Below are 5,701 nucleotides of genomic sequence, written 5' to 3'. Positions count from 1 at the left end.
GCGCAGCCTTGGGGAACAACTTGACCATAAAACGCTCCATCAATCAGAGCGTTGCAACGACCCTATGACTTTGCCGCGCGAACATTGGCACTAACTGTCATACGGGCGTGGAAAATCAGGCGGTTTCGTCCACCAATTCGGCCCGGCGCAGGCCACCACCGCGGACCCACAGTTTGTAGGCCACGAACAGGAGTACCAGCCAGGTTCCGCCAACATACAGCGCAACCCGGGTGTCCTCGAAGACTCCGAGGATCACGATGACCATCGCCATGAACGCCATGGTCAGGATGGACGCAGCAGGCCAGAGCGGCGAGCCGAATTCCGACGCCGGCAGGCCCTTGCGCTTGATCTCCCGCTTCATCGCGACGTGCGAAACCAGGATCATCACCCAGACCCACACGGTGGCGAAGGTGGCGATCGAGGCAATGAGCACGAACACGTCTTCGGGGATGACGGCGTTCAAAACGACGCCCACCAGCAGGATGCAACCCATCATCACCACGGTCATCCACGGAACGCCGTGGCGGGAAATCTTGCTGAAGCTCTTGGGCGCGTGGCCCTGCTGCGCCAGACCAAACAGGATGCGCCCGGCCCCGAAAATGTCGCTGTTGATCGCCGACAGCGCGGCGGTGATGACCACGGCGTTGAGGATGTGCGGAGCGGCCGGGATGCCCAGTCCGTCAAAGATCTGCACGAACGGGCTGCCGCTGCTGCCGATCTCGTTCCACGGGAAGATGCTCATCAGCACGCCCAAAGTCAGCACATAGAACAGGAGCACGCGCACGGGCACGGTGTTGACGGCCTGCGGGATGACCTTTTTGGGGTCGGCGGCTTCGCCCGCGGTGATGCCAATCGTTTCGATCCCGCCAAAGGCAAACATCACGACGGCGAACGCTGCCAGGAGCCCTTCGAATCCGTTGGGGAACAAACCGCCGTGGTTCACGAGGTTCCCCAGCCCCGGTGCCACGCCACCGCCGTCGCCCGTTTGGAAACCGAACACGATGATCGCCGCACCGCCCACGATCATGGCGATAATCGCCACCACCTTGATCAGCGAGAACCAGAACTCAAGCTCACCAAACACCTTCACGCTGAGCAGGTTCATGGCGCCCAGGAACAGGATGATCGCCAGCACCCAGATCCATCTGTCCACCTGTGGGAACCAGAAGCCCATGTAGATACTGAAGGCCGTGACGTCGGCGATTGCCACGATCGCCATTTCGAACACATAGGTCCACCCGGTTACGAAACCGGCGAAAGGCCCCAGGTAGCGGCTCGCGTATTGGCCGAACGAGCCGGACACGGGGTGTCGGACGGCCATTTCGCCAAGCGCCCGCATCACCATGAACACGGCCGCGCCGCCGATGATGTAGGCGAGCAGGACGGCCGGTCCGGCCTTTTGGATGGCGGATGCCGAGCCGTAGAACAGGCCGGTGCCGATCGCGGATCCGAGTGCCATGAAGCGGATGTGACGGACGTTGAGGCCTCGGCTGAGCGCCGTACCTGCGGCTTGGAGGACAGAGCTCTCCACAGCCAGCTTGGTTTGTTGCATAGTAAAACCTTCTCGTCTTTGGGAGGGGATCGCTATCCAGCAGATCACTTTTGACGGCCTTGTGATCGGACTCACGGGTGATTGGTGTCTTTGATCGCAGACACCATGCTGTGGGTCTCATCAGAGGGTGGTAAAAGTCATAGTTCCCGGTCGGATATGATGACCGCGGACAGCTCTTCAACACGGTCAGGCATCCCTCGCATTTCGCGTCGCCCCCTTTGAACTCTGTGCTGACTCTTGCATCTGTTACTTGGGGGACTCATGATTTCCGTAATCCGCGCTACCCGACGCCGTTGGGCAGCTGCCGTTGTTGCCGTAGTGGCCGGGGCATCCTTGCTCTTTGCCGCACCCGCGCAGGCCTATGACGTGCCGAATTTTGAGGTTCCGAACGCCTCGCAAGCTCCCGTGCCTTTCGTGGAACGGGTGAGTGACGCCGCTGGCGTGGTTGAGCTCTGGAAGACCGGCGGTCCCGCAATCCGCACCGCCGCCGCTGCCGCCTTGGTGGGTGGGCCGGACGCGGTCCAGGCATTCCTCGACGGCGGGCAGGACGTCGCGCTGGCAGCTGACCGGAAGCAGCTGGTCACCGAGCTGACGACACGGGGGAGCGAGCATGTCAGGGAGAGCGCCGTCAGGGTACTGGCGACTAACGACCCCAGCGTGATCACGAGCTTCCTGTCAAAGGGCTGGGCCGGCGCCTGGGATCTCGACCTGCGGATAACGGCCACTCGGTTCCTCAACTACGAAGGCCCCATCCGGATGGCTGCTTCCAAGAGCCTGGACAACGGCAGTGAGGCTGTCGAGAAGTTCGTTCTCGAAGGCTGGCAAAAGACCGCTCAGGGCCAGGATCGTGAGGCAGTAACCTACCTGACCAATTCGCCCATTGCCGCCGTCACTCGCGGAGCGCAGGCTGCTCTGGACACCTACGACCCTGAAGTCCTTGCTACATACCTGCGCTACGGTCAGTTCGTTGCCGCAGCGCAGGACCAAAAATTGACTACGGTCACCAAATCACTCGACGCTGTGAGGGCAGATATCGCAGCCAACCCTGCTGGCTCGGCAGCCGTGGCGGATCGCGCGAAGACTGCTCTGGAGAACGCGCGACACGCCGTTGATGGCCCCAAGAAGACCGACCTGAGGCGCTTGCTGGAAGAGCGGGACTATCGCTTCTCGCAGGCTTGGCCCAAGCAGGCCATAGACAAAGCCCGGCTCGCATCCCAAGAGCCCGCCAAGGCTGCATTCAAAAAGGCCGCCGCCGAGCTTCCGGCTTTGCTGTCGACGCTAACGGCCCCTGGAGCTGATCTTGATCCTTTGATCATGGAAGCCCGCCAGGCCACACTGGACCTCGCATTGGTGGGTACGCCTGAAGTGCGGAAGGCAGCTGAGGCTGCTCTGCTGGGTGGGAACTCTGCCGTCAAGGACTTCATTGCCGATGGTCACGGTCTCGCGAGCGAACAGGACAGTGCAGCCTTTGTTAACGACAGGCAGCGTGCTTTCCAGCACATGGCCGCGGGCGGCGTGCACGTGGTCCAGGCTGCTAAGGACGCTGTTAAGTCCGTCAACCATGCAGATGTCCGGTACTTCCTCGAGTACGGACACTCCGACGCGCAGTACTTGGATAACTCGGAATTGGCCGACGGTCTCATAAGGCTCGATTCTCCGGAGCTCCAGACTGCTGCTGGCGTAGCGATGGCGGGCGGGCGAGCGGAACTTCAGGCATTTGCATCAAGCGAACAGTTCACTGCTGCCGAAAAGGACGCGGCGAATGCCCGGCATACCGCCGCCGTAAACACCGCTCTCGCAGAGCTGTCGCGGCTCACTGACCAGGCAATCCTCGACGCCGGTAGGGCGGCTGACGCTGCGAAGGCCGCTGAAGCCGCACGCCAAGCCGAGGCCGCACGTCAAGCTGAAGCCGCACGCCAGGCCGAAGCCGCTGGTGGGCAGCTTGCGGCCGGCAGCGTTGATGCATCGCAGCATTCCGGAACAGGTGCAGCCCCGATCGTCATTCCGTGGCCGCGCGAGTACGCTCCCGCCGTCGGACTTGCTGAGACCGGAGCTGTCACGGAGTCCGTAGAAAAGCCCGCAGCAACACCGTCCGCCACACCGAGCATTTCCGTGCCGCCGACGACCTCGGCAGCAAAGGGCTCCACCTCGGTGGATTCCCAGTCACAGGAGGCGGCTGCTCCGATGGCTGCTTCTTCCGCGGGCATGAGTGGCTGGACCATCGGCCTCATCGTGGCACTGGTCCTGGCAGCAGCTGGAGCCATCACGTTCCTGTTGCGCCGCAAGGGTCCCTCCCCAGACGAGGGATAGCAGGCAACGCCTCCGGGCAGTCGGAAAACGTCGTCGGAGTGTCCGGTATACCGGACACTCCCGGCGGCCCGGTGCTGGTCAATGCCTTGTGAAAGGTGCACGCTTGAGTACGGGATACCGGACAGTATGCTCCGGCGCCCCTCAAGATCACCCAGCAGCGAGGAACCATGACCACCACGCCCACCGCGCCCGGCAAGGCCACGTCCAAAGTCCCGGCTGCCGAAAACACCTTGCGCATCCTGAAACTGTTGGCTTCGCGGCGAGGGCCGATGGCGGCGTCGAATATCGCCACGGCACTGGGCCTGCCGCGGTCCAGTGTCTACCACCTTCTGGGCGTTATGGAGGCGAACGGCTTCGTCCTCCATCTGCATGAGGAGCAGCGCTACGGGCTCGGCATCAGTGCCTTCGAACTCAGCTCCGCCTATTCGCGGCAGGAGCCGTTGTCCCGGCTGGGTCGCCCCATGCTGGCGTCGCTGGTTGACGTCATCGGCGAGAGCGCACACCTGGCTGTGCTCCATGGCCGCGATGTCCTTTACATCGTGGAAGAACGTGCCAAGAACCGCCCAAGCCTGGTGACCGACGTCGGGGTTCGACTTCCCAGCCACCTCACCGCGTCCGGTCGGGCAATCCTCGCCGCCTTGCCCAAGTCGCAGGTCCGCGCCCTCTACCCGAACGCTGCGGCCTTCACGTCCCGGCACGATGTCGAGTTTCCCATCATGAAGTACTCCGCCTTGTCGTCCCATTTGGACCAGGTGCGCCAGCGTGGCTACGCCACGGAAAACGGCGAAATCACTCCCGGGTTCGGCTCCATCGCCGTCGCCGTGACTGACCACGTTGGATGGCCGACGGCGGCAGTCGCCGTCACGTTCCTGGAGGACAAAGTGCCGGCTGAGCAATGGCCCGTACTGGCCGCGCGGATCAGGAAAGCCGCCGACGAACTGTCGGTCCGGATCCATGGTCGCCCGACGGCGGGCTGACGCTTAGTAAGCGCCGATGCACCCTAGCGGCTGCCCGGCCCGGGGGAGTCGCGTTCAACCATGGCGCGGAAAGCTTCCAGCTCGCCCCGGAAACTGCCCCGGTAGGATCCCGTGGCGAAGAGTCGTCCCACCACCGTGGACACCAGTCCGCGTGTTTCGAACAGCTGCTGGATGCGCGTGCCACCACTTTCCGAGGTGAACGTGACATCCGATTCCCCTTTGAGGATCGCGTTGCCGAAGCGGGTGCGGATGTGCCGCGGCCGTTCCGCAGCGATGACTTCCGTGGGACTCGCCATCCGGCCGAACCACACCGTATAGCTGCTGCCGGCCTGGTCGGTGGAGCCAACGAGATCGGTCACGCGTGTGACGCCGCCGATCCACTCAGTAAACCTGTCAGGATCCGTCCAGGTGTCGAAAACCCGCTCCGGCGGCGCGGCGACCAAGGTGGACACTCGATACGTTGCCATGGGTCCAGCATGCGCGCATCCGGGCGCGAAAGCGAGAGCATCCGCATGTCTGTAATCCCGGACAGCACCGCCCGAAAAGCCGTTCCGGCCGCTTGGTAAAGGGGCTTTAGTAGAAGCAGAAGATCTTTCCACCACACACTTCCCACAGACGAAGGAGTCACCATGGCACCCGCCGATTTCACTACTGGTGCCCGTCCGGTCAAGGCCGCGCGGGGTACTGAGCTTACTGCCAAGTCGTGGCAGACCGAGGCGCCGTTGCGCATGTTGATGAACAACCTCGACCCCGAGGTTGCTGAGCGTCCGGATGATCTGGTGGTCTACGGGGGTACGGGACGCGCAGCGCGTTCCTGGGCTGCGTTCGATGCGATCACCCGGACCCTGGAAACCATGGAGAA

4 protein-coding genes and 1 pseudogene are annotated in these 5,701 nt (G+C 63.0%); 3 read left to right on the top strand and 2 right to left on the bottom strand.

All coding sequences use genetic code 11. The annotated features are described in order from the left end of the window. Nucleotides 1–115: 115 nt before the first annotated feature. Nucleotides 116–1,552, bottom strand: a complete 1,437-nt coding sequence (locus PV760_RS21340) for an amino acid permease (RefSeq protein ID WP_055975539.1) — start codon at nt 1,550–1,552, stop codon at nt 116–118. A gap of 261 nt (nt 1,553–1,813) precedes the next feature. Here PV760_RS21340 and PV760_RS21335 point away from each other — a divergent pair, with 261 nt between their 5' ends. Together PV760_RS21335 and PV760_RS21330 are read left to right on the top strand one after the other, a co-directional pair. Next, nucleotides 1,814–3,862, top strand: coding sequence for an ALF repeat-containing protein (locus PV760_RS21335; protein WP_354628648.1), 2,049 nt, complete (start codon nt 1,814–1,816; stop codon nt 3,860–3,862). A gap of 167 nt (nt 3,863–4,029) precedes the next feature. Further along, nucleotides 4,030–4,839 carry an IclR family transcriptional regulator gene (locus PV760_RS21330; RefSeq protein ID WP_018780287.1) on the top strand — a complete coding sequence of 270 codons (810 nt, stop codon included), beginning with the start codon at nt 4,030–4,032 and terminating at the stop codon, nt 4,837–4,839. Between the two features lie 23 nt (nt 4,840–4,862). On the opposite strand, the gene PV760_RS21325 is transcribed toward PV760_RS21330, so the two are convergent. Continuing rightward, nucleotides 4,863–5,306 carry an SRPBCC family protein gene (locus tag PV760_RS21325; protein WP_193590751.1) on the bottom strand — a complete coding sequence of 148 codons (444 nt, stop codon included), beginning with the start codon at nt 5,304–5,306 and terminating at the stop codon, nt 4,863–4,865. Between the two features lie 162 nt (nt 5,307–5,468). Here PV760_RS21325 and PV760_RS21320 point away from each other — a divergent pair. Beyond that, nucleotides 5,469–5,701, top strand: a pseudogene (locus PV760_RS21320) (urocanate hydratase); the annotation flags it as partial.

Origin of the sequence: Paenarthrobacter sp. CC6, from assembly GCF_040560085.1 — a bacterium.
Classification (GTDB): domain Bacteria; phylum Actinomycetota; class Actinomycetes; order Actinomycetales; family Micrococcaceae; genus Arthrobacter; species Arthrobacter nicotinovorans.
Note: the sequence above shows the minus strand (reverse complement) of the source record. Positions and strands in the feature narration are given on the sequence as shown.

Excerpts from the sequence above, each read along its gene's own strand:
- PV760_RS21340 (WP_055975539.1), bottom strand. The coding sequence starts at position 1,552 with ATGCAACAAACCAAGCTGGCTGTGGAGAGCTCTGTCCTCCAAGCCGCA.
- PV760_RS21335 (WP_354628648.1), top strand. The coding sequence starts at position 1,814 with ATGATTTCCGTAATCCGCGCTACCCGACGCCGTTGGGCAGCTGCCGTT.
- PV760_RS21330 (WP_018780287.1), top strand. The coding sequence starts at position 4,030 with ATGACCACCACGCCCACCGCGCCCGGCAAGGCCACGTCCAAAGTCCCG.
- PV760_RS21325 (WP_193590751.1), bottom strand. The coding sequence starts at position 5,306 with ATGGCAACGTATCGAGTGTCCACCTTGGTCGCCGCGCCGCCGGAGCGG.